A 22,525-nucleotide genomic window follows, 5' to 3' on the forward strand; every position below is an offset into this window, starting at 1 on the left:
ATGCAGCACCGGATCCCCGTGGAAACCCTGGGCCCGGAAGGGGAGGTGATGGCCCACGCCATCGAGGCCTGCGTCCACTGCGGCTTCTGCCTCCCCACCTGCCCCACCTACCTGGTCCTGCAGGAGGAGATGGACTCCCCCCGGGGGCGGATCTTCCTCATGAAGGAGGTCCTAGAGGGGAACCTGGGGCTGGAGGAGGCCCTCCCCTACCTGGACCGCTGCCTGGCCTGCCAAGCCTGCGTCACCGCCTGTCCAAGCGGCGTCCCCTACGGCGAACTCATCGCCGCCTTCCGCCTCCACACCGAGGGAAAGCGGCACCGCTACCCCCTGGAACGGGCGTACCGCCTGGCCCTCCTCCGCACCCTCCCCTATCCCGGGCGCTTCCGCCCTCTGGCGGAGCTGGGGGCAAGGCTCAAGCCCCTCCTCCAACCCCTCCCCCTCCCCAAGCCCCTCAAGGCCCCTCTGGAACTCCTCCCCCCCCGCCTGGAACGGGAGGAAGGCTACGCCGAGGTCTACCCCGCCAAGGGGGAGAGGAAGGCCCGGGTGGGCCTCCTCTTGGGATGCGCCCAGAGGGTTCTGCGGCCCTCCATCAACCGGGCCACCATAAAAGTTCTCCAGGAAAATGGCCTGGAGGTCCTGGCGGTGCGGGAACAGGTCTGCTGCGGAGCCCTGAACCTCCACGCCGGGGACAAGGAGGGGGCCAGGGCCTTGGCCCGGCAGAACCTACGGGCCTTTCGGGAGGTGGATTTCGTGGTGACCAACGCCGCCGGCTGCGGCTCGGGGATGAAGGAGTACCCCCTCCTCTTCCTGGGGGAGGCCGAGGAGGAGGAGGCGCGGCACCTGGCCGCCAAGGTGAAGGACCTGACCGCCATCCTGGCGGAGGTGGGCTTCACCCCGCCCCCACCCCCCAAGAAGCCCCTGCGGGTGGCCTACCACGACGCCTGCCATCTGGCCCACGCCCAAGGGGTGCGGGAGGCCCCAAGGCGGCTTCTGAAAGCGGCGGGGGTGGAGGTCCTGGAGCCCCGGGAGTGGGAGATCTGCTGCGGCAGCGCCGGCACCTACAACCTCTTCCAGCCAGGGATCGCCGAGGCCCTGGGGCGGCGGAAGGCGGAGAACCTTATGGCCACCCAGCCCCACCTGGTGGTCACGGGCAACATCGGCTGCCTGACCCAGATCCAGGCCTACCTGGACCCCCGCATCCCCATCCTCCACACCGCCGAGCTCCTCGCCCTCCTCTACGAGGGCCAGGCGGAAAACCTCCCCGCATGAGGGCGGCCTTCCTCAAGGAAGCCTTCCTGCAGGCCCTTAAGGCCACCCACCCCGGGGCGCTCACCGCCAAGGCCCTTCCCCCAAGAAAGCCCGACCTCATCCTGGCCGTGGGCAAGGCGGGGGCCGCCATGCTCCGCGCCGCCTTGGACCGCTACGGGGAGGTGCCCTACCACCTCACCCTGCCCAAGGGGCAGGAGGCCTTGGGCCTAAAGGCGGTCCAGGCCGGCCACCCCCTGCCCGATGGGGAAAGCCAAAGGGCCGCGGAGGAGGTGCTGGACCTCCTGAAAGGCCTCTCCCCCAAGGGCCGGGTCCTGGCCCTCCTCTCGGGCGGGGGAAGCGCCCTCTGGTGCGCCCCCTTGGGGATCAACCTGGAGGAGATGCGAAAGCTCACCCAAGCCCTCCTCCAGAGCGGGGCCAGCATCGCCGAGATCAACGCCGTGCGCAAACACCTCTCCCGCCTCAAGGGGGGGCGGGCCCTCCTGGCCACCCGGGCCCGGGTCCAGGCCCTCCTCCTCTCCGACGTGCCCGGGGACGACCCCAGCGTGATCGCCTCGGGCCCCTTCCACCCCGACCCCAGCACCTACCGGGAGGCCCTGGCCGTCCTGGACCGCTATGGCCTGGACTTTCCCGGGGCCAGGCGGGTGCTGGAGGCCGGGGCCAGGGGGGAGATCCCCGAAACCCTCAAGCCTGGGGACCCGGCCACCCGCCGGCTCCGCTGGCGCCTGGCCGGGGCCAACCTGGACCTCCTCAAGGCCGCCCGGGACTTCCTGCGGGGGGAAGGGTACAGGGAAGTCATCCTCTCCGACCGCTTCGGGGGGGAAGCGAGGGGCCTCGCCCGCTTCCACGCCGAGCTGGTGGCCACCATCCGCGCCCACGGGCTGCCCTTCCGCAAGCCCCTTTTCCTGCTCTCCGGGGGGGAGGCCCAGGTGAGGGTGCGGGGCGGGGGCCTGGGGGGGCGGAACCTGGAGTTTCTCCTGGCCCTCTACGCCTACCTCCAGGAACCCCTCTACGCCCTGGCCGCGGACTCCGACGGGCTGGACGGCCCCTCAGGGGTGGCCGGGGCCCTCCTCACCCCGGAGGTCTGGGGCCTGGGCCTGGACCCACAGCCCTTCCTGGCGGAAAACGATAGCCTAGGCTTCTTCGCCCGGGCCGGAACCCTCCTCACCCTGGGCCCCACCGGCACCAACCTCAACGATTTCCGCCTCCTCTTTGTAAACTAGAGGGATGTCCCTGGTGGCTAGCCTTTACGTCCACGTCCCCTTCTGCCCTACCCTTTGCCCCTACTGCGACTTCCACGTGGTGCGCCGGGCCCCGGGGTGGGTGGAGGCCTACCTGAAGCGCCTGGCCGAGGAGGCCCAGGCCCTTTTTGCCCAGCACCCCGGGCCCCTTAGGACCCTCTACCTGGGGGGCGGCACCCCCAGCTACCTGCGGGAAAGGGAGCTCCTCGCCCTCTTCCAGGCCTTACCCTGGTCCCTGGCCCCGGGGGCGGAGGTAACCCTGGAGGCCAACCCGGGCACCCTGAACCGAAAGCGGCTCGCCCTCCTCCGGGCCCTGGGGGTCAACCGCCTTTCCTTGGGGGTGCAGAGCTTCCAGGACCCTGTCCTCCGCTTTCTGGGCCGGGCCCACGGGCGCAAAGGGGCCCTTAGGGCGGTGGAGGAGGCCTTGGCGGCAGGCTTTCGCGTCTCCTTGGACCTCATCCTGGGCCTGCCCATGCAGGACGTGGAGAGGGACCTCGAGGAGGCCGCGGCCCTAGGGGTGGGGCACGTCTCCGCCTACACCCTGCAGGTGGAAAAGGGTACCCCCTTCGCCCTCCTGGGCCTAGGCGAGGACCCCGAGCGGGCCGCCTGGGCCATGGAGCGGGCAGCCGAGGTCCTGGGCCAGGCGGGCCTGGAGCGCTACGAGGTTTCCAACTTCGCCCGGCCAGGGGAGGAGGCGGCCCACAACCTGGTCTACTGGCGCAACGGCTTCTGGCTGGCCCTGGGGCCCAGGGCCACGGGCCAGTACCCGGACGGGGCCCCTGGGGTCTACGCCCTTCGCCGCACCCACCCGCCCCTGCCCCGCTGGCTCCAGGGGGAAGCCCCCGAGGAGGAGGCCATCTCCCCCCTGGGGCACGCCAAGGAAAGCCTGATGCTGGGCCTCCGCCTGCGGGAAGGGGTGGACCTGGAGGAGGTGGCCCGAAGGAGCGGGCTTCCTCTCCCTTCCCTCCTGCAGGAGGCCGTTTCCCAACTGGTCCAGGAGGGCTTCCTGGAGGCCGCGGGGCCCCGGATCCGCCCCACCCCCAAGGCCTTCCCCCTCCTTCACCGGGTGGTGCTCCGCCTCTGGGAGGCCCTTGACCCCCTCGAGGCCCCAGGCTAAACTTTGACTCAGTTCAAGGAGGAAGCCATGGACCTCACCGCATTGGGGAAAGAGGTACTAAAGGCCCAGCCTTTCAGCCAGCTTCTGGGGGTGGAACTCCTTTGAGCCCAGGAGGGGGAGGTGGCCTTCGCCCTCCCGGTACGCCCCGAGTTCCTCCAGCACCTGGGGGTGGTGCACGGCGGGGTCATCGCCGCCTTGCTGGATAACGCCCTCACCTTCGCCGGGGGCACGGCCCTAGGCCCCCAGGTCCTCACCGTGGAGTTCAAGGTGAACTTCCTGCGCCCGGCGCAAGGAGGGCGGCTTGTGGCCAAGGGCCGGGTGGTCCACGCCGGAAAGCGCCTGGCCGTGGTCCAAGGGGAGGTGGCCAGCGAGGGGGAACCCGGGCCCATCGCCCTGGGCCAGGGGACCATCCGCAAGGTCTAAGCCAAGGCCAAGGCGGCCCGGGCCCGGTCGGCCAGGGCGAAGAAGCGCTCCTTGGTGAGGGGGATCTTGCCCGTCACCAGCCCCTTGCCGGGCTCGTAGTGGGCGTGGAGGTGGATGTGGGCCCGGGGCAGGCGGAGGCCGATGCGCTTGAGCTGGGCATGGCGGGGGGAGACATCAGCCAGGAGAAAGGGCTCGCCCAGGGCGTCGGAAAGGGAAGCGGTCATGATGGTGGTGGGCAGGTCATAGGGGCGCTCCATGCGGTAGATGAAGTCGGGGAAGTCCGCCTCCTTTTCAAAACGCACCCCCTTTTCCCGGGCGTACTCCCGCATCCAGGAGAGAAGCTCCACCCAGGCCTCGTAGAGTTCCCGATCGTGGGAAGCGCTCATGGCTTGAGTATACCCGTAGGCCCCTGGGACAAAGGCCAGGGTGCTACAATGACCCTAACCCCTACCTCCCCAAAGCCCTATGGCCACATCCGCCCGCCTATACCTGTTGGACGAACCCCACGCCCTCTGGGAGGGCTGCCCCTACCCTCTTCCCCCTTCGCGGCCGGGACAGCTTCTGCTCTTCCTAGCCTACCGGGGGGAGTGGGTGGCGCGGGAAACCCTGGCGGGCCTTCTCTGGCCTGAGATCCCCGAGGAAGAGGCGCGCCACAACCTGCGGGTGGCCCTGCACCGGGCCAGGTCCCTGCCCTGGGCCCAGGCCGTGGAGGTCAACCGGGAACAGGTGCGCTTCGTCCTGGTTACGGATGTGGCCGAGTTTCGCGCCGCTTTGGGACGGGGGGATTGGGAGGAAGCCGTGCGCATCCACCGCAGGCCCTTCCTTATGGATTTTCCCCTGCGGGAAGCCCCGGCCCTGGAGGACTGGGCCTCCCTCGAGCGCCAAAGCCTCCTCGAGGCCTGGCAGTACGCCGCCAAACGCAGGGCCCAAGAGCTGGAGGAAGCCGGGGAAGCCGAGGAGGCAAGCCGGCTGCTCCTGGAGGTGCTGCGGCACGATCTTCTGGCCGAGGATGTCCTGCAGGCCTACCTGCGGGCAGCCCAGATGGCCGGGCAGCGCGAGGCCGCCCTCAAGGTCTACGACCGCTTTCGGCGCGAACTTGGGGAGGGTTTGGGCCTCGAGCCCGCCAGGGTTACCCAGGAGCTGGCCCAGGCCCTCCGGCAAACCCAACCCCTGGCTGCCCCCGCCTCCCCCCGCCTTACCTTCCCCCTGGGGCTCCTCCACCCGCCGCGGATGGTGGGGCGAGAGGAGGAGCTGACCGCCTTGCGCCGGGCCCGCTTCGCCCTGGTGAGCGGGGAAGCCGGGGTGGGCAAGACCCGCCTCCTCCTGGAGAGCTTCCCCGAAGCTCCCCGTCTCCGGTGCCTCGAGGGCCTGGAAAACCTGCCCTGGCACCCCATCCTGGTCCACCTAAGGCGGCATCTGGACAAGCTCCCCGACCTCGGCCCCTACCGGGAAGACCTGGCCCGGCTGTTGCCCGAAGCCTTCCCCGGCCTAACCCCGCCCCCTCCCGAGCCCGGGAGCAGCAAACCCCGCTTGCTGGAAGCCCTGGCTCGGAGCCTGGCCTCTGCAGAAAGGCTTCTCTTCGATGACCTCCAATGGGCCGACGAGAATACCCTGGAACTGCTCCTCTACCTCCTGGAACGGGGCCAACCCTGGATCGGGACCTACCGGCCCCAGGAGGTAGGCCCCGCCCTAAAGCGGACCCTGGAAGCCCTGCACGCCCACGGGGTGGAAACCGTGGTCCTAAAGCCCCTGGAGGCCGATGCGGTACATGCTCTCCTGGCCGACCTCACGGGAGCGGAGGAGGGCCCACCCTTGTTCTCCCGTTGGCTCCGGGGGAAGACCGGGGGCAACCCCTTTTTCGCCCTGGAGGTCCTCAAGACCCTCTTTGAGGGCGGGGTGTTGCGGGAGGAAGGAGGTCGCTGGCGCACCCCCCTGGACGAGGTTACCCGCGACTACACCGAGCTCCAAGTACCCCCCAAGGTGGCCGGGGTAGTGGCCCGCAGGCTGGGGCGGCTTTCCCCCGAAGCCCTGCGCACCCTCCAGGCGGCCAGCACCCTGGGGGAAGGTTTCTCCCCCCAGGTGTTGGCCCCCATGGCGGGGCTTTCGGAATGGGCGGTCATGGAGGGGTTGGAAGAGGCCGAGCAGGCGGGGATCGTGGCCGGAAACGGCTTCGTGCACGACCTCTTCCGCCAGAGCATCTACCAGGGCCTCTCCCAAGCCCGGCGCCAGTTCCTGCACGCCCAGGCAGCCCAGAGCCTCCAGGGCCAGGCCCCACCCCAGGTGGTGGCCGAACACTGGTTCCAGGCCGGGGCCCACGGCGAAGCGGCGCACAACTGGCTGGTGGCGGCCAGAGCGTACCTGAAAAGTTCCCTGCCCGAGGAAGCGGCGAGGGTGCTGGAGCGGGCTTACCCCCACGCCCAAGGCCTCGAGGGGCCGGAGATGGCCGCCCACCTGGCCCGCAGCTACCGGGAGCTGGGCCAGTACGCCCAAGCGCAACGATGGATCCAGGAGGCCCTGCGCCACCCCTCCCCACGTTGGCAGGCGGATGCCCTCGTGGAGCAGACCTGGGTCCTCCTGGGGGAAGGCCGGCTGGAGGAGGCGGCCAAAGTGCTGCAGGAGGCCCAGGAGATCCAGGCCAGGCTGGAGCCTGAACCCCTGGAGGAGGGCTCCTTGGAGCTGGCCCTGGCCAAACTGCGCTCCAATCTAGCCTTCCGCCAAGGCCAGTTCACCGCTTCCTGCCAGACCTTGGAACCCCTGGCGGCCCGGCTGCGGACCCAAGGCCCCTCCCTGGCCCTGGCGGGAATCCTGGTCAGCCTGGGGAGCAGCTACGACCACCTGGGCCAGGAAACCCAGGCCATCGCCACCCTGGAGGAGGCGCTTCAGGTAGCCCAGAAGGTGGGCGCCCGCTACTACCTGGTGGACGGGGCCAACAACCTCCTGGGGTGCCTGATACGCCAGGGGCGTTGCGAAGAAGGTCTTGCCCAGGCGAAGGCCGCCCTGGCCCTGGGCGAGTACGAGGGCACCGCCTTCTTGCGCAACAACCTGGCCGTGGCCTATCTCTCCCTGGAGCAGGAAAAAGAAGCGCTGGCCCTCTTTGAGGCCAACGCCCACGGGGCTCCGGACGCCATGCTGCGGGTTCTAGCCTGGGCGCGGCTAGCCGAACTCTACCCCCGCCACGGGTTGGCCGGCGCGGTGGAACATGCCCTGGACCAGGCCTTGGAGACCGCCCTGGGCATGGACCTCCAGGCCGTTCCCGTACGCTTCCTCCTGGCCCTCCTGCGCTGGGGAACCGAGGCCCAGCTTCGGCGGGCCGTCCCCCTCCTGCAGGAAGGGGTGGCGGAAACCCTGCCCCCACCCTGGCGGGAGGCGTACCTCGAGGCCCTGGCCCAACGCGGCCTCCCCCCTTCCTCCCCCTGAGGCGCTGGTGTAACGGGGCCAGCCTACCCTGAGCCCCATGACCCCTAAGCTGCGCCGGAGTTTCCTGGTGCGAGTGTACACCGCCCCTGGCCCGGACGGCGTTCCCCGCTGCTCGTACCGCGTCCACGACCTGAAGACCGGTCGGGAGGTGGAGTTTGCCACCTGGGAGGAGCTGCAGGCTTACCTGCAGCGCCGCTGGCCAGGCCGGCTGCGCTGAGACGCTGGTGTAACGCGGGGCTTCTACAGTGGCCTAAGAAGGCATTGCTCGCAGATTTTGGAGGGAAACACAGCCGAGGAGGAACCCATGAAACCGCGTACTCAGGCACCGATGGTTCGCTTTCGCCAGTACTGGCTGGCCCTGGCCTTGCTGGGGCTCCTGCTGAGCTGCGCCCAGCCCAGCCCGCCCCCGCCGCAGGTGGTGCGGGTGGAGGTTGCCCCGGGGGGCCTGTTGCTCACCCGCCCGGGGGAGAGCCAGCCCCTGAGCGCCAGGGCCTACGATGCCCAGGGCAAGGAAGTCAAGGCCAACTTTACCTATAGCTCCAGCAACCCCGCCGTGGCCAGCGTCACCCCGGAGGGGCGGGTCACGGCCCAGGCCGACCTGGGTTCGGCCCGGGTGGTGGTGCAGGCCGGGCAGGCTAGGGCCGAGGTGGGGGTGATGGTAGCCCAGCCGGTGGCGGGGGCCACGCTGGTCTCGGATAGCCAGGTTGTCCGCATCGAAGGCACCGACCCCAACGCTCCCTTCAAGGTGGGCTACCGCTATGTGGTCACCCTGGAAGGGGTGGATCCTCCGGCCGTGGGGAGCGTACTGATGAGCCAGGGCAGCCTGCCGGTGGCGGGAAGGGTGGTGGAGGCCCGGCAGAGCGGGAGCCAGACCCTGGTCACCCTCGAGCTGGTGCCGCTGGGGGAGCTTCTCACCCGGTATCGCCTCGAGGAGACCTTCAACCTGGCTCACCTTCCGGCTGTTGTGCCCGACAGCGTGGGTTCGAACTTCGATGTGACCCCCAAAGGCAACGGCCAGTACACCCTCCGGCTCAAGCCCGGTAGGGTGATCCGCACCACCGCCCGCCCCGCCGGCAGCGTGCGGCCCATGCGGGAGTTCGAGGTAGGCCCCCTGGAGTGCGAAACCGAGTTGAGCCTCGTGGACCTTTCGGTGGACGAGGTGGAGGTCGAAGTAGACCTGTCCTCCATCGGCTTTGAACTCCTGTGGACCGAGGCAAACAAGAAGTTGTTGATGGTAGGCAGTCCCAAGGCCAAGCTGGCTTTCAATCCCTCCCTGGCGGCGGCCCTGGAGGGCAGCCTGGAGTGCAAGCTGGAGTTCTTTCAGATACCCTTGCCGGTGCCAAGCGTCCTCTCGGCGATAGCGCGCCTGTACATTCCCGTGGGGGCAGGTTTTGAGATAAGCGGCAAAGTGCCGGTCGCGGGCGTGGGGTTCGAGTCCAGCACGGAGTACCTCCTGGAGCTGCGGGCCGGGGTGGAGTGCACCCCCACCTGTTCCTTTGCCCGCCGGTTTGAGCGGAGGGAGACCCAAGCCGAGTTCAAGTGGGTTCTGCCCCGGGAGATACCCCGTGGCCTTAAGGTGGAAGCCGAGGCCAGCGGGTTCCTGTTCGCCACCATCAACACCGGGTTACAGGCCCACATCACCAACACCGGCAAAATCTTCGGTGTCCGGATAAGCGACTTCGAGTTCTTCGTGGCCAAGGCGGCCTTGAAGCTCGATGGAAAGCTGGCCTCGGAGGAAACCCAGGTGCGCGACCCCGAGTTTGCCGCAAAATATGGCCTTTCCCTCGAACTGAGCCTGAAGACCGGCAAGGACCTGCAAGAGGCCCTGGAGGCCTTGGAGATCCTGGTTACGGCGATAAACCTCAAGTTCCCCTTTGAGCTGGGCTCCTCCCCCACGGCCACCACCCTCACCGCCGACCGCAACAGCTTCCGATTCGGCGACGAGGTGCGCTTCCGGGTAAAGCTGGATAATACCGAGTTCCCCGTTCTGGGCTACCAGGTGGAGGCGGTGCGCGTCTACCGCAACACCGGCACCCCCGAGAACCCCGTGCTGGTGCTGGCCAACCAGGCCACGGCCTCCCCCGGCCAGACCGAGTTCGAGATTCCCTGGGTGGCCACAGAGGATGGCCAGGTGGTGGAGGGCAGCGGCGAGCGCACCCGGCACCACTTTGTGGCCTTCGTCAAGACCAAGCCGCTGGACACGCGCCTCGAGCTGGGCGGCATCAAATCCTTTACCGGAGCCCGAGGTGAGCTGGACCCCACCTTCGGCTCAGGGGGGAAGGTGACCACGGATTTGGGCTCGAGCTTTGACGGAGCCCATGCCCTGGTCCTCCAGCCCGACGGCAAGCTGGTGGCGGCGGGGTATAGCTCTAACGCCTTGGGACTCGCCGACTTCGCCCTGGTGCGCTACAACCCGGATGGCAGCCTGGACACCTCCTTCGGCAGCGGGGGCAAGGTGACCACGGAGGTGGTCCAAGGCGATGACAAAGCCTACGCCCTGGTTCTCCAGCCCGACGGCAAGCTGGTGGCGGCGGGGTATAGCAGCGAGGGCCTCGGCGACTTCGCCCTGGTGCGCTACAATCCGGATGGCAGCCTGGACCCCTCCTTCGGCACCGGGGGCAAGGTGACCACGAATTTTCACTTTGACGTAGCCCACGCCCTGGTTCTCCAGCCCGACGGCAAGCTGGTTGCGGCGGGGTGGAGCCAGATTGGCAGCAACTCTTACTTCGCCCTGGTGCGCTACAACCCGGATGGCACCCTGGACACCTCCTTCGGCAACGGAGGTAAGGTGACCACGGAGGTGGGCTCGAGCAGTGACGGAGCCAATGCCCTGGTTCTCCAGCCCGACGGCAAGCTGGTGGCAGCGGGGTATAGCCGGAACGCCGCGGGCGACTACGACGTCGCCATGGTGCGCTACAACCCGGATGGCAGCCTGGACACCTCCTTTGGCAGCAGGGGGAAGGTAATAACGCCGGTCTTTTCGACCTTTGGAAGCGCCCTGGTTCTCCAGCCCGACGGCAAGCTGGTGGCAGCGGGGTTTAGCACGAACTCCGCGGGCAACGATGACTTCGCCCTGGTGCGCTACAATCCGGATGGCAGCTTGGACAGGTCGTTCGGCACCGGGGGCAAGGTGACCACGGATTTGGGCCTCCCCCGTGACATAGTCCACTCCCTGGTCCTCCAGCCCGACGGCAGGCTGGTGGCAGCGGGGTCAAGTAACAACGACTTCGCCCTGGTGCGCTACAACCCGGATGGCAGCCTGGACCCCTCCTTCGGCATCGGAGGGAAAGTGACCACGGCGGTGGGCTCGAGCTATGACATAGCCCATGCCCTGGTCCTCCAGCCCGACGGCAGGCTGGTGGCGGCGGGGCGGAGCCGGAACGCCTCGGGCAACTCCGACTTCGCCCTGGTGCGCTACCGCTAACTGGGGCACGGACATCGGAGGTATTTATGTGCCAAGAGAATCGGACACCCCGGCTATCCATCCCCTCCTGGGCTGCCACCGCAGGCTGGCTGCTCCTCTGCCTGGCTTTTGCGCCCCATGCGCTGGGCCAGGAGATGCGGGTCGAGACGGTCAGCTACAAAAACGGCGACCTCGAGCTGCGTGCCTTCCTCTACCGCCCCCCAGGCCCAGGGCCGTACCCCGCCATCGTCTACAACCACGGCAGCGAGAAGAACCTGGCCTACATTGACCGGCTGGCGGTGCCCTTTGTGCGGCAGGGCTACGTGTTCTTTGCCCCCAACCGCCGGGGCCACGGCCGCTCACCTGGCACCTACATCCTGGACGTGCTGGGCACGCTGCGCGGGGCGGAGTGGAGCCAGGCCCTGGTGCGGCTGCACGAGGAACAGCTCTCCGACCAGCTCGCCGGGGTGGCCTACCTGAAGAACCTGCCCTTCGTGGACTCAGGCCGCATCGGGGTGTATGGATGGTCGTTCGGGGGCATCCAAACCCTGCTGGCCGCCGAGCGCTCCGAGAGCGGCTACAAGGCGGCGGTAAGCTGCGCGGGGGCCGCGCAAACCTGGCCGGCTTCGCCCGACCTGCGGGCCCGCCTCTCGGAGGCCGCCCAAAAAGCGGCGGTGCCCCTCTTCTTGCTGCAGGCCCAGAACGACCACTCTCTGGCGGCCATCGAGGGCCTATCGGAGGTGCTCCGCCGGAGCGGGAAGCCCCACCAGTCCAGGGTGTACCCCGCTTTTGGCACCACCCCCCAACAGGGGCACGAGTTCTGTATCCAGGGAAGCGAGATTTGGGGGCCGGAGGTGTTTGCCTTTTTTGCCCAGCACCTTCGCTGAGGCCACAGCCCACCAGCCCCGGCCTTCGTTCTGGTGGCCCCGCCCCTAGGGCGGGGTTTTCTCTTGAGACGCTGGTGTAACGCGGGGCTTCTACAGTGGCCCTCGAGGCTCCCCCAATCCAGACCGGGGCAGCCCTCAAGAGGAGGACGTATGCGGCACAGGATTCTCTGGAGCATTGGGGTGGTTCTGGTGCTGCTCGGCGGTTGCGGCAACCGCACCGAGGCACCCGAAACCAACCCCCAGGTATTCGTGGGCGAGGTTTCGGGTACGGATGCACTCATCGCCTTGGTTGTGGGAGAAAAAGGCGTACTGGCCTACGTTTGCCAGGGGGCAAACAGCTGGGACAACACCACCTACGGCGGCTACACCGGCTGGTTCCACGGCTTGGCCAGGGGAAAGCAATTGGACCCCATGACCTCCGCCAGTGGCCACGTTCTCTCGGGGCAGATCGCCGACCAGACGGCCAGGGGAACCCTCACCCTGGCCAACGGATACATCCTGAACTGGACCGCCGAGAAGGTGCGTTCCGGCACCGGCGCTGGGCTTTACAGCCTGGAGGAAAACGGGATGCTCACGGGGTTGATCGTCACCAACGCTGGGAAGATGGCGGGGGCTTCGCGCCTCAACACCGGCGACGCCAGCAGCCTCTCGGCCCCGGTGCAGGTCGTCACCGCCCCTAGCAGCACCAACACCTCCCCTACGGTGAGCGTTACCTTCCCCAACCTGGGTACCCGCGACCTCAACCTGACCCCCGTAGACCTGCTGCGTCATATGGTTGTTCCCGATAGCCCCACCATTATCGTTCTCCTTCACGGGGCCACCGCCCGAACCCCGCTGGACAACCCCCGGGTTGACGGCGTGCCGGGCACCCGCAAACACGCCCGCCACTTCTGGACCTACCCCTTCGTGGCCGCCCTCTTGGGGGCCGACCCCAGCAAAAATGCCCCGCTGGTCACGCTCGAGGGCACCGACATCACCGGAAGTGCCTTCCTGAACGTGGGGCTAACCCTACCGGGCCAGGGCACCGACCAGGTGCCCGCCTCCGACCAGTGCACCCTGGGCGACATGGCCACCGCCGAGCGCTACACTCGAGGCCAGACCACTCCCCCTAAGCTCACCGTACTGCTCGGCCACCGGGATGCCAAGGACAGCCTGGTGGAGCAGGCCATGTACGCCGTGGACCAGATTTACGCCTGCGTCACCCTGTTCGAGCAAACCTTCCGCCGCAAACCCAAGCTGCTCTTCGTGGCCCAGAGCTGGGGCGGTCTGATCACCCGCTTTATCCTGTCCAACCCCACCCGGGCCTCCCTGCAGGCCATCACCAGCCCCACCTCCCTTCGCTTTCCCACCGACAACGCCCGCTACGACACCGGTGACCTTTCCACCCGGGTCAAGATGGACTACCTGCGCAACCTCACCTACTACGCCGTCACCATGGCCACGCCTCACCAAGGGGTGCGCATCATAGACCGGGCCAGGGAAGTGGTTCAGGTCGTGGGCATGCTCCGGGGTACCCTCGCCGCCGCAGATCGGGAACAAGAAAACCTGCTCAACGCCTGGCGCAATGCGGTGAGCCTGCTTCTCAACCTTCCCCCTGCCGATGCCCTCCGGGCCGAGCCGGTGGTGGCGGCCCTGGCCTGGTTTGAACAGTTCGCCGAAAGCACGTTTGCCATCAACCGGGTCTGGGCCGAGAGTCACACCGGGCTATGGGTAGCCCTGAATACCGGGCCGCTGCACCCCAGCCGGGCCATCCGCACCAACCAATCGCCCATCGTAGGCGCCAAGAACCAGCTCATTCCCATATACGCCTTCGGCGCCCGCAACCCCGGCAGCACCGTGGCCGACACCCTCAACCTAGGCCAGATTCCCGGCGACTTTCAGGCCCTGGGCAGCCTGCAAAAAGGCGCCACCAAGCAGAGCTGGGTTATACAGGCCATCGGCGGGGATTTCGTCTACCGCTTCTTGGATCTGAGCACCGGCCCCCGCACCCCCTTTGCGGGTTTTGCCAACCAGCTTGACCGCACCGAGCGGGTGGATGCCATCGCCCTGCTGCGTACCGCCCTGGATTCGGTAGCTCCCCAACTCAACCTTTTCTTCCGCGCCCAGTTTGGGAGCGACTCGGCCAGCCTGCTGCGCTTCATGCTGGAGCAACTTCGGGTGCCAAGCACCTCGCTGGTGCCCATCTTCCTCAATCAGGGGTTCACGGTTGACCTGGGCGGCAGCGTGCAGTTGCCGGTACCCCGGCTTTCCTGCCAGGGCCGGAACATCACCCTGGACTATGGCCCGCTGGTCATTGCCCTGGTAAGCCACTACGGCAGCTTACAGCAGGCCGCCAGCGCCCTGGCCTCGCTCAGCTTCCCTGCTCTGCTCAGTGCCCTAAACAGTCTGGGTGGAGATTTCAGCGGCCTGGCCACCAATCTTTCCACCTGGATGACTCAGACCCTGAACACCCTACAAAACCTTCCTGTTGCGTGTGTTAATCCGGCCAACTGGACGCTCTCCTGGCCCCTGACCAGTGTCCCGGCCCCCAGGGCTGTTCCTACCGGCGTGCCGGTGAGCGACCGGGTGATTGACAACGACGGCCTTGCCGAGTTCGACTCGGCCATGGGCTTCCGGCTGGGCACCTCCATCAACGAGTTCTTTGACCACACCCGCACCGACTTTGTGGTGGACAACAAGCCCCTGCCCGGCTCCTGGTACCGCCGCTACCGCAGCGATTTGGAGCAGTTAAACCACGACACCATGCGAGAAGAGGCGGGCCGATTTGTCTGGACGGACATCCTTTCGCGCAATCCCGGCCCCTTGCCCAGTGAACAGGGCGACCTAAGCGTTTACCCCCAGTAAAGGTGTCTTTCGGTGGCAAAGGATGAGGGCCCCGGCGTGATGCCGGGGCCTTTCCCTTTGGTGGGCGCGAGTGGACTTGAACCACCGACCCCTACCGTGTCAAGTTAGCTCTGCACCCCCATTTCACCCCCACTTAAAACACGACAAACGGCATACACACGGCAAAAACCGGTCGTGTCAAGAGTTATGTGTAAGAGTCTGTGTACGGGGGGCATACCGCTCCTGAAGCATCTTCTCCAGCACCTCCTTCACCTCCGAGAACCCCTTTAGTTTCCGTTCTGCCCACCTCCCTTCCTGCCTCTCCGACTCCAGGTAAAGAAGCTTGTACACCGCCTCTTCCTTAGGAAACTTGTGGTCCCGCACCTTCGTCCCCCGCCGCACTTCCCGGATAAACCGCTCCATCAGGTTGGTGCTCCGCAGGTACGGCCAAAGCACCTTGGGGTACCCGTAGAACCGCAGGAAGGCCCCCGAATCCTGTACCCAAAGCCCCACCACCCCCGGGTACCGCGAACCCCAGGCGGCCTTCACCTCCTCCAAGGCCCCAAGAGCTTCTTCCCGGCTCTCCGCCCCGTACACCCGCCTCAGGTCCTCCGCCAGCAGGCCCCGGTCCCGCGCCCGCACCTGGGACAGGCTCCACCGCACCCCGTGCACCACGCACCGCTGCCATTCCGCCTGAGGGTAGACCCTGCGGATCGCTTCAGGAAGCCCGGGCAGCCCGTCGGTGATGAAGAGCAATACCCGCCGCAGGCCCCGCTGCCAAAGCTCCCCCAGGACCCCCTCCCATCCCAGGGCGCTCTCCGTGGGCAACAGCCAAAACCCCAGGACCCGCCTCTCCCCATTAGGGGCGATGCCCAGGGCCACATACACGCTTTCCCGTACGATCCCTTCTCCTTCCCTGAAGACCTTTAGGGAAAGCCCGTCCAGGTAGACGAAGGCCATCTCCTCGGGCAAAGGCCGGGTGCGGAAGGCTCCTGCCGCCTCCAGGACCTCGTCCGTCAGGGCGCTCAGGGTCTCGTGGGAGTAGCGGTGGCCTAAGAGCAGGCTCAGTATCTCGGCCGCCTTGCGCTGACTGACCCCGGCGGCGTAAAGGGCTACCGCCACTTCCCCCACGTCCACCAGGCGGCGGACGTAGGGCTTAAGGAAAGCCGGGTAATACCGAGATTCCCGATCCCTAGGGACCTTCAGGTCCACCTGGCCGAAGGTGGTCTCCAGCTTGCGGGGGTAGTAGCCGTTCCTGCGGCCTCCGTGCACCTGCAAGAAGGCCGTCCGGTCCAGCTCCAGAACCGTCTGCAGAACCTCGGCTACTGTCTCCCGCACCGCTTCCCTCAGCAAGATCCGCAAGGTATCCTGGTCCACGGGGCACCTCCTCGTGCTAAGGTGTGCCCCCCTATTAAACACGGACCCTTACACATAAATCCTTACACGACCCAAAAACCCGCACGAACGCTCACCAAAACGGAACCAATAAACCCCCGCACCCCCTCTCCATTGAGGGTAGATTGAGGGTAAGACGAGAATGCCGTCCAGGACAACACTCTTACGGCGTTTTTTCTTGTCATTTGGCAAGGGGGGGCTAAACTTAGGACGTGGGGTGCGAGGAGGTTTGGGAGAAGGTTTGGAAGGTTCTTGAGGAGCAGGGGGAGAAAGGAAGGGCGTTGGGCGTTCTGGTTCTGATTGGGTTTGACCTGGATGCCCGGAATATTGGTGAGGTTCGCCGGGTCATCCGCGAGGTGGCTCAACATCTCGCCTTTTCCTTTCCCTCCGAGGCTTTGGATCAATTAGCGGAAGCCTTGTGGGACTGCCCGGAGTTCCTGGAAATTCTCACGGAAATAGAAGACGCGCCTTCTCCCCTCCTCAACCGCCTCGCCACGCACCCTGACCCCCACGTGCGGGCCAAGGTCTGCGGCCACCCTAACGCCAGCCCCGATACCCTCCGCCAGCTCTACCAACAACCAGACCTCCCCGCTTGGTGCCTCCAAGCCCTCGCCAACAACCCCAACACCCCAAGGGATACCCTCCAAAAAATCGCCCACGATTGGAAAATCCCCGAAGCCCTTACCCGCCTCCAAGACCCCTAAACCCCCTCCCTTTCTTGCCAAGTGGTAGAATCCGAGGTATGGCGGCGGAGGTTCGTAGCAAAGTGGGCGAGGTTTTGCGTCAGCGGCGGAAGGAGCTGGGGTTGACGCTGGGGCAGGTAGCCCAGGCGTTGGGGACTTCAGACGGGTATGTGTGGAAGCTAGAGCAGGGGCTTATCAATCTGGGGAACGTGCCTTACCACCGTTTGGTGGCCTTGATGAAGGTGTTTCGCTGGAGCCCCGAGGAGTTTGCCCAAGCCACCGGGGTCAAGGTGCCGGGGTTCACGGCGGAAGGTGTTCCCGGGGCGCCCCCGGTGCCTCTCCTCAAGGTCCCGTTGGTGGGGGCAGGGGCGGGCGCTGAAGCCCCGGCGTCAACCGAAGAGCCTGTAGAGTACCTGATCCTTGGCTTGCCGGAAGTGGAGGTGGACCCGAAGGATCTCAGGGCTTTGGCCTACAAGGATGGGTTTGTGGTGTACCGGGAGGGCGAGGAGCCCGAGCACGGCAAGCTGGCGGTAGCGGTGTCCAAGGAAGGCCAAAAGGTCCGCTATCCCGTGCGGTTCCTCGGGCTCAACACCCGCAAGAGCTTTGTGGTGGAAACCCTGGGGTGCCCCTCGGAAACCCGGGTCCTGGAAAAGACCGAGTGGGCGCTTCACCGAGTAGTGGGCCAGGTCAAGCTGGAGGACTAAAGGGGGAAAACCGGCGTTCGCCACAGGTCAGGCTAGGGTTGTAGGAGAAAAAGAGCCCATGGAAGAGCACAAAGGTACACCAGCGGATGCGGGCCAGGTAGCCCTAAGGTAGCCGCCAAGAGCTCCGGGAAGACCACCAGACTTTGCGCGAAGACGTTAAGCGGGAACTGAGCGAGCTGAAGCAAGAACTCAGGGAAGTCCGGTCCGATGTGAACAGCCGCATACAGCAAAGCCAAAACATTCTCCTTATCGCCCTCGGGATAGCCACACTCTGCTCGCCGCCTTCTCCCTGATGCAACGCTAAACCCACGCGCATGGAGAGACGACGGTCGTTTTTGGCCCCCCCTACCTTACATGGCATCTAGAGCTCCGTCGGCCCACTCCTGTTTCACCCTTCTAGGTGCCCTTCCAGGGGGAGGTATTCCAGTTGCACGCTAGCGCCCTTAGCGTAGACACCTTCCTCCGTGGGAACCAGGACAAGAACGGTGTAGCCCTCTCTGGCGGAAGTTTCCACGAGATCGGGGAGGACCTTTCGCACCCATCCCCGGATGGGCTCCTCCAGGTTGGGGAGCATGTTGTAGAGGGCAAGCTCCAGCTCCTCCGGGGTTTCGCCCCAAAGGACCAAGCCAGGGCCCCTTGCTCCCGTTTCCATCCGAAGCTCCGCCAGCATCTGGTCCGTTAAAGCGTCTAAGGTCATCATGTCCTACCCCCTATCGTAAAACCGAAACCCCCGTCCGAGGTCGGACGGGGGAAAACCACCGGGTCGCCGCTAGTCGGCGAACCCGGCAAGCTCAGTCCTCAGGTAATCCACCAGCTCTACCGCAAACTCCGGGGTAGCCCCGGCGATCACCTGTGCGCCCTCAACGGTCGTGTAAGGATTTATGTGTAAGGGTCCGTGTTTAATAGGGGGGCACACCTTAGCACGAGGAGGTGCCCCGTGGACCAGGATACCTTGCGGATCTTGCTGAGGGAAGCGGTGCGGGAGACAGTAGCCGAGGTTCTGCAGACGGTTCTGGAGCTGGACCGGACGGCCTTCTTGCAGGTGCACGGAGGCCGCAGGAACGGCTACTACCCCCGCAAGCTGGAGACCACCTTCGGCCAGGTGGACCTGAAGGTCCCTAGGGATCGGGAATCTCGGTATTACCCGGCTTTCCTTAAGCCCTACGTCCGCCGCCTGGTGGACGTGGGGGAAGTGGCGGTAGCCCTTTACGCCGCCGGGGTCAGTCAGCGCAAGGCGGCCGAGATACTGAGCCTGCTCTTAGGCCACCGCTACTCCCACGAGACCCTGAGCGCCCTGACGGACGAGGTCCTGGAGGCGGCAGGAGCCTTCCGCACCCGGCCTTTGCCCGAGGAGATGGCCTTCGTCTACCTGGACGGGCTTTCCCTAAAGGTCTTCAGGGAAGGAGAAGGGATCGTACGGGAAAGCGTGTATGTGGCCCTGGGCATCGCCCCTAATGGGGAGAGGCGGGTCCTGGGGTTTTGGCTGTTGCCCACGGAGAGCGCCCTGGGATGGGAGGGGGTCCTGGGGGAGCTTTGGCAGCGGGGCCTGCGGCGGGTATTGCTCTTCATCACCGACGGGCTGCCCGGGCTTCCTGAAGCGATCCGCAGGGTCTACCCTCAGGCGGAATGGCAGCGGTGCGTGGTGCACGGGGTGCGGTGGAGCCTGTCCCAGGTGCGGGCGCGGGACCGGGGCCTGCTGGCGGAGGACCTGAGGCGGGTGTACGGGGCGGAGAGCCGGGAAGAAGCTCTTGGGGCCTTGGAGGAGGTGAAGGCCGCCTGGGGTTCGCGGTACCCGGGGGTGGTGGGGCTTTGGGTACAGGATTCGGGGGCCTTCCTGCGGTTCTACGGGTACCCCAAGGTGCTTTGGCCGTACCTGCGGAGCACCAACCTGATGGAGCGGTTTATCCGGGAAGTGCGGCGGGGGACGAAGGTGCGGGACCACAAGTTTCCTAAGGAAGAGGCGGTGTACAAGCTTCTTTACCTGGAGTCGGAGAGGCAGGAAGGGAGGTGGGCAGAACGGAAACTAAAGGGGTTCTCGGAGGTGAAGGAGGTGCTGGAGAAGATGCTTCAGGAGCGGTATGCCCCCCGTACACAGACTCTTACACATAACTCTTGACACGACCCCCTCAACCGAAGCCCCCTCCATCAGGGCCTCCACGAAGGCGACACCGGTGTCGCCAAAGAGCAATTTCACCTCTTCCAGCACAGACTTCACTTTAGCCCGCAAGAGGAGTGCGTCATAGTCCATCTCCTCCGCGGGCTCCACCCCCACCTCCCGCATAAGGTCGGTGGAAAGGTGCCCAGCCGCCTCCAGGGCCTCCCGCAACTCCTTGGGAAGACCTGCCTCCTTCGCCGCTTCCTCCGGGGTCTTCTCCTTGAGAAGCCCGAAGTAGCGGCGAATGGCCTTCGCTTCCCGGTGGGAAAGCTTGAACACCCCCACTTCCTGGGCCCGAAGCTCTGCCAAGCGCTTGCGAATCTCAGGCACGAGGAAGACCAAGGGGTTCAGCTTGCCCGCCTTGAGGCGCTTGGCGATCTTTACCCCCTCAGTCAGACCCCAGGAATAGGCGTATTCGGGGTCCTTGAACCCCATCAACGCCACCTCCCAGGCGACGATGGGCTGGAGGAGGCGGATCACCTTGAACTCCCAACCCCAACCCTTCCTCTTCTCCTGCCACACCTCCTTTACCTCGGCAAAGGTGAAGGGCTTGGAAAAGCGCAGAACGGTCGCGACAACCCCCCACCAACCCCCTTCCCTCTTGAACCGGGACCCCTTGGAAACCCCAAGGGCCCAGTAAAGCTCAGAGGGGTTATACACATCCACCTCCAGGATCCACTCGTCCAGAATGGAGAGTGCATCTCCCTGGAGGTCTCGGAAGTACGCCAAATCCACCTCCTCCGCGTCCGGGTCCACGGAGGAGATGAGGGCCTTTACCACCCAGGGATCCACCCTGGTTTGGTGGGCCCAACCTTCCCTCTCCTCCTCTTCTTCCTCCCTCTTCTCCTCTTCGTACCACCTCCTCAACTCCCGGATTGCGACCGCAATCCGGGGTTCGGGGGCCTCCAGGTCCTCCCAGCGGTCCCCAGGAAGGAGCCTTGCCTGCCCCCAGGGGAGTTTCACGGTGTTCTTCTGAGCTTCCTTGGTGAGGATCTTGGCAACTCTAGCAAGTACCATCTTCCTCGCCTTGGAAGCCAGAGAGCCCACCAGGTAAACCTTCTCCCCCTTCGCCACCCTGTAGGCGGCGGCCCACAGGGCTTTCTGGGAGAGGCCAGTTCCCCCAACCCGGAAAACCCCCTCCTTCACACCCTTGGGTGAGGTGGAAACCACCACCACCCGCTCCGCCACCTCGGGAGCGAGAGAGAGCCTCACCTCTTGCCTCTCTTGCTTCCCTTGCCAGTTCCTCTGCCTCGCGAGCCGCCGGGTGGCCTCTTCCAGGGCCATGAGAACCACCCGGGCCTCGGGGGAGTTATCCCCCCTAATCGCCCACCCGCCCCCGACCCAGGCAGCGTGGGCGTCCCTGAGGAACTCCTCCTTCTCCGTGGGGTTGGCACGGAGAAGGACCCCCAGCGTCGCCAGGGCCTCCTCAGGCGTCCGGGGGGACCGCCCGAGGGCCTCCACCACCTTCGCAATCCACCTTTCCGCTCCCATAGGGCCTTCATTATACCACGGTAGTAGAGTAGACAAGGGCGGATTTGCGGTGTATAGTGAAAGTGCCACCACCTTTACCACCTCTTCCGCCCATAGTGCCTTCCGGGGTCCTTCGGGGCCCCGAAAGGTTTCTTTACGGACGTAGTGTTTCTGGGGCGCTAGTTATACGAGGCGGGGGGTTTAGTATCCTAAGCTCGTGCCCTTCTTGCTTATCGGGTTGCTCGTCGTGGTCGTGTCAAGAGTTATGTGTAAGAGTCTGTGTACGGGGGGCATACCGCTCCTGAAGCATCTTCTCCAGCACCTCCTTCACCTCCGAGAACCCCTTTAGTTTCCGTTCTGCCCACCTCCCTTCCTGCCTCTCCGACTCCAGGTAAAGAAGCTTGTACACCGCCTCTTCCTTAGGAAACTTGTGGTCCCGCACCTTCGTCCCCCGCCGCACTTCCCGGATAAACCGCTCCATCAGGTTGGTGCTCCGCAGGTACGGCCAAAGCACCTTGGGGTACCCGTAGAACCGCAGGAAGGCCCCCGAATCCTGTACCCAAAGCCCCACCACCCCCGGGTACCGCGAACCCCAGGCGGCCTTCACCTCCTCCAAGGCCCCAAGAGCTTCTTCCCGGCTCTCCGCCCCGTACACCCGCCTCAGGTCCTCCGCCAGCAGGCCCCGGTCCCGCGCCCGCACCTGGGACAGGCTCCACCGCACCCCGTGCACCACGCACCGCTGCCATTCCGCCTGAGGGTAGACCCTGCGGATCGCTTCAGGAAGCCCGGGCAGCCCGTCGGTGATGAAGAGCAATACCCGCCGCAGGCCCCGCTGCCAAAGCTCCCCCAGGACCCCCTCCCATCCCAGGGCGCTCTCCGTGGGCAACAGCCAAAACCCCAGGACCCGCCTCTCCCCATTAGGGGCGATGCCCAGGGCCACATACACGCTTTCCCGTACGATCCCTTCTCCTTCCCTGAAGACCTTTAGGGAAAGCCCGTCCAGGTAGACGAAGGCCATCTCCTCGGGCAAAGGCCGGGTGCGGAAGGCTCCTGCCGCCTCCAGGACCTCGTCCGTCAGGGCGCTCAGGGTCTCGTGGGAGTAGCGGTGGCCTAAGAGCAGGCTCAGTATCTCGGCCGCCTTGCGCTGACTGACCCCGGCGGCGTAAAGGGCTACCGCCACTTCCCCCACGTCCACCAGGCGGCGGACGTAGGGCTTAAGGAAAGCCGGGTAATACCGAGATTCCCGATCCCTAGGGACCTTCAGGTCCACCTGGCCGAAGGTGGTCTCCAGCTTGCGGGGGTAGTAGCCGTTCCTGCGGCCTCCGTGCACCTGCAAGAAGGCCGTCCGGTCCAGCTCCAGAACCGTCTGCAGAACCTCGGCTACTGTCTCCCGCACCGCTTCCCTCAGCAAGATCCGCAAGGTATCCTGGTCCACGGGGCACCTCCTCGTGCTAAGGTGTGCCCCCCTATTAAACACGGACCCCTCAGTACACGTCAAAACGTGGGACCACCCCTTTAGGATGGACCTGCGCCCACGTGGA

Annotated in this window: 17 protein-coding genes, 1 tRNA gene and 1 pseudogene; 13 read left to right on the forward strand and 6 right to left on the reverse strand. The window is 65.9% G+C overall.

Translation table 11 applies throughout. The annotated features are described in order from the left end of the window. From TCCBUS3UF1_RS08515 to TCCBUS3UF1_RS08530, 4 genes are all read left to right on the forward strand, one after another. Positions 1-1,269, forward strand: coding sequence for a (Fe-S)-binding protein (locus TCCBUS3UF1_RS08515; RefSeq protein ID WP_014516117.1), 1,269 nt, complete (start codon positions 1-3; stop codon positions 1,267-1,269). After that, positions 1,266-2,489, forward strand: coding sequence for a glycerate kinase (locus TCCBUS3UF1_RS08520; RefSeq protein WP_014516118.1), 1,224 nt, complete (start codon positions 1,266-1,268; stop codon positions 2,487-2,489). The genes TCCBUS3UF1_RS08515 and TCCBUS3UF1_RS08520 overlap by 4 nt, the downstream gene beginning before the upstream one ends. A gap of 13 nt (positions 2,490-2,502) precedes the next feature. Beyond that, on the forward strand, positions 2,503-3,624 hold the full coding sequence (gene hemW / locus TCCBUS3UF1_RS08525) for a radical SAM family heme chaperone HemW (protein ID WP_041434020.1): 1,122 nt from the start codon (positions 2,503-2,505) through the stop codon (positions 3,622-3,624). A gap of 120 nt (positions 3,625-3,744) precedes the next feature. Further along, entirely contained in the window at positions 3,745-4,047 is a 303-nt protein-coding gene (locus TCCBUS3UF1_RS08530; protein WP_231291388.1) for a PaaI family thioesterase, read from the forward strand. Here TCCBUS3UF1_RS08530 and TCCBUS3UF1_RS08535 read toward each other — a convergent pair. Continuing rightward, the gene (locus TCCBUS3UF1_RS08535) at positions 4,044-4,433 is read right to left on the reverse strand and encodes an NADH-quinone oxidoreductase subunit 15 (RefSeq protein ID WP_014516122.1); all 390 of its coding nucleotides are present in this window, start codon (positions 4,431-4,433) and stop codon (positions 4,044-4,046) included. The two genes, TCCBUS3UF1_RS08530 and TCCBUS3UF1_RS08535, sit on opposite strands and share 4 nt — an antisense overlap. A gap of 79 nt (positions 4,434-4,512) precedes the next feature. Here TCCBUS3UF1_RS08535 and TCCBUS3UF1_RS08540 point away from each other — a divergent pair, with 79 nt between their 5' ends. The 5 genes from TCCBUS3UF1_RS08540 (at position 4,513) to TCCBUS3UF1_RS08560 (ending at position 14,598) form a co-directional block, all read left to right on the forward strand. Further along, positions 4,513-7,464: an AAA family ATPase gene (locus TCCBUS3UF1_RS08540; RefSeq protein ID WP_014516123.1), complete on the forward strand. Its 2,952-nt coding sequence runs from the start codon at positions 4,513-4,515 to the stop codon at positions 7,462-7,464. A 37-nt stretch (positions 7,465-7,501) separates the two neighbouring features. After that, complete coding sequence (locus TCCBUS3UF1_RS08545; RefSeq protein ID WP_041433848.1) at positions 7,502-7,681, forward strand: hypothetical protein; 180 nt, start codon at positions 7,502-7,504, stop codon at positions 7,679-7,681. An 87-nt stretch (positions 7,682-7,768) separates the two neighbouring features. Continuing rightward, positions 7,769-10,888 (forward strand): hypothetical protein, encoded by a 3,120-nt coding sequence (locus TCCBUS3UF1_RS11485; protein WP_081477229.1) that lies wholly within the window; start codon positions 7,769-7,771, stop codon positions 10,886-10,888. Between the two features lie 134 nt (positions 10,889-11,022). Then, positions 11,023-11,754 carry a S9 family peptidase gene (locus TCCBUS3UF1_RS08555; RefSeq protein WP_014516125.1) on the forward strand — a complete coding sequence of 244 codons (732 nt, stop codon included), beginning with the start codon at positions 11,023-11,025 and terminating at the stop codon, positions 11,752-11,754. A 150-nt stretch (positions 11,755-11,904) separates the two neighbouring features. After that, positions 11,905-14,598 (forward strand): hypothetical protein, encoded by a 2,694-nt coding sequence (locus tag TCCBUS3UF1_RS08560; protein ID WP_014516126.1) that lies wholly within the window; start codon positions 11,905-11,907, stop codon positions 14,596-14,598. 58 nt (positions 14,599-14,656) lie between these two features. Here the strand turns inward: TCCBUS3UF1_RS08560 and TCCBUS3UF1_RS08565 are convergent. Beyond that, positions 14,657-14,728 (reverse strand) — tRNA-Leu (locus TCCBUS3UF1_RS08565). 47 nt (positions 14,729-14,775) lie between these two features. Continuing rightward, complete coding sequence (locus tag TCCBUS3UF1_RS08570; RefSeq protein WP_014514494.1) at positions 14,776-15,996, reverse strand: IS256-like element ISTth4 family transposase; 1,221 nt, start codon at positions 15,994-15,996, stop codon at positions 14,776-14,778. A gap of 257 nt (positions 15,997-16,253) precedes the next feature. Here TCCBUS3UF1_RS08570 and TCCBUS3UF1_RS08575 point away from each other — a divergent pair, with 257 nt between their 5' ends. From TCCBUS3UF1_RS08575 to TCCBUS3UF1_RS12155, 3 genes and pseudogenes are all read left to right on the forward strand, one after another. After that, positions 16,254-16,676: a hypothetical protein gene (locus TCCBUS3UF1_RS08575; protein ID WP_155983288.1), complete on the forward strand. Its 423-nt coding sequence runs from the start codon at positions 16,254-16,256 to the stop codon at positions 16,674-16,676. Between the two features lie 38 nt (positions 16,677-16,714). Then, positions 16,715-16,867: pseudogene (locus tag TCCBUS3UF1_RS12150) on the forward strand (helix-turn-helix domain-containing protein); the annotation flags it as partial. Between the two features lie 228 nt (positions 16,868-17,095). Then, positions 17,096-17,359: a hypothetical protein gene (locus TCCBUS3UF1_RS12155; protein ID WP_231291449.1), complete on the forward strand. Its 264-nt coding sequence runs from the start codon at positions 17,096-17,098 to the stop codon at positions 17,357-17,359. Positions 17,360-17,747: 388 nt separating this feature from the next. Here the strand turns inward: TCCBUS3UF1_RS12155 and TCCBUS3UF1_RS08585 are convergent, their stop codons facing one another. Further along, the gene (locus TCCBUS3UF1_RS08585; protein WP_014516129.1) at positions 17,748-18,059 is read right to left on the reverse strand and encodes a hypothetical protein; all 312 of its coding nucleotides are present in this window, start codon (positions 18,057-18,059) and stop codon (positions 17,748-17,750) included. A 195-nt stretch (positions 18,060-18,254) separates the two neighbouring features. Between TCCBUS3UF1_RS08585 and TCCBUS3UF1_RS11620 the strand changes: the two genes are divergently transcribed. Further along, positions 18,255-19,475: an IS256-like element ISTth4 family transposase gene (locus tag TCCBUS3UF1_RS11620; RefSeq protein ID WP_014514494.1), complete on the forward strand. Its 1,221-nt coding sequence runs from the start codon at positions 18,255-18,257 to the stop codon at positions 19,473-19,475. Here the strand turns inward: TCCBUS3UF1_RS11620 and TCCBUS3UF1_RS11810 are convergent. Further along, positions 19,383-21,005 (reverse strand): hypothetical protein, encoded by a 1,623-nt coding sequence (locus tag TCCBUS3UF1_RS11810; protein WP_041433850.1) that lies wholly within the window; start codon positions 21,003-21,005, stop codon positions 19,383-19,385. The two genes, TCCBUS3UF1_RS11620 and TCCBUS3UF1_RS11810, sit on opposite strands and share 93 nt — an antisense overlap. A gap of 235 nt (positions 21,006-21,240) precedes the next feature. Then, on the reverse strand, positions 21,241-22,461 hold the full coding sequence (locus TCCBUS3UF1_RS08595; protein WP_014514494.1) for an IS256-like element ISTth4 family transposase: 1,221 nt from the start codon (positions 22,459-22,461) through the stop codon (positions 21,241-21,243). Between the last annotated feature and the right edge of the window lie 64 nt (positions 22,462-22,525).

Source organism: Thermus sp. CCB_US3_UF1 (assembly GCF_000236585.1).
In the GTDB taxonomy this organism is placed as follows: domain Bacteria; phylum Deinococcota; class Deinococci; order Deinococcales; family Thermaceae; genus Thermus.